Source organism: Mixta theicola (genome assembly GCF_002895925.1).
Classification (GTDB): domain Bacteria; phylum Pseudomonadota; class Gammaproteobacteria; order Enterobacterales; family Enterobacteriaceae; genus Mixta; species Mixta theicola.
In genome coordinates, this window is record NZ_NWUO01000051.1 from 1 (window position 1) to 728 (window position 728).

The 728-nt window shown below is 57.0% G+C and carries 2 protein-coding genes; one reads left to right on the top strand and one right to left on the bottom strand.

The window, feature by feature from the left end; genetic code table 11:
- A partial coding sequence (locus tag COO59_RS20545; protein ID WP_276308283.1) for an ArsC/Spx/MgsR family protein occupies window positions 1-234 on the top strand: 234 nt, incomplete at its 5' end.
- A gap of 65 nt (window positions 235-299) precedes the next feature.
- On the opposite strand, the gene COO59_RS20550 is transcribed toward COO59_RS20545, so the two are convergent.
- On the bottom strand, window positions 300-728 hold a 429-nt coding region (locus COO59_RS20550), incomplete at its 5' end, for an NAD(P)H-dependent oxidoreductase (RefSeq protein ID WP_205960898.1).

Sequence of the window (728 nt, forward strand, 5' to 3'; positions counted from 1 at the left end):
TATGAGCATCTGGGGCTGGCAGAAGACCGGTTCAGCGATGATGAACTGCTGAATGCGATGCTGGCTCACCCCATCCTCATCAACCGCCCGGTGGTTGTGACGCCACTCGGCACAAGGCTCTGTCGTCCGTCTGAAGCGGTTCTGGACATTCTGCCTGACCCGCAGAAGGAAGCATTTACGAAAGAGGACGGCGAAAAAGTCATTGATGAACACGGAAACCGGATCAGCCACTGATTTTTCAATGTGCTGCCAGCAGGAAGGGAGACGCAAAAACAGAAGCCGGCAGATGCCGGCTTTTTTCATATACTGCGCTGATTAACCCGCTCAGACAGCTGCGCGGCACTCTCTTTCCTTTCGCTGTAGCGATCGGTCAGGTAGTCACTGCGCCCGCGCGTCAGCAGAGTGAACTTCATCAGCTCCTCCATTACGTCCACGATGCGGTCGTAGTATGGCGAAGGCTTCATGCGGCCATCTTCATCAAATTCGGCCCACGCTTTTGCCACGGATGACTGATTCGGGACAGTGATCATACGCATCCAGCGGCCGAGGATGCGCATCTGGTTGACGGCATTAAACGACTGCGAGCCGCCACTGACCTGCATAACGGCGAGAGTTTTGCCCTGAGAAGGCCGCACCGCCCCCGACGTCAGGGGTATCCAGTCTATCTGCGCCTTCATGATGCCGGTCATGGCGCCGTGCCGTTCCGGCGAGCACCAGACCATGCCTTC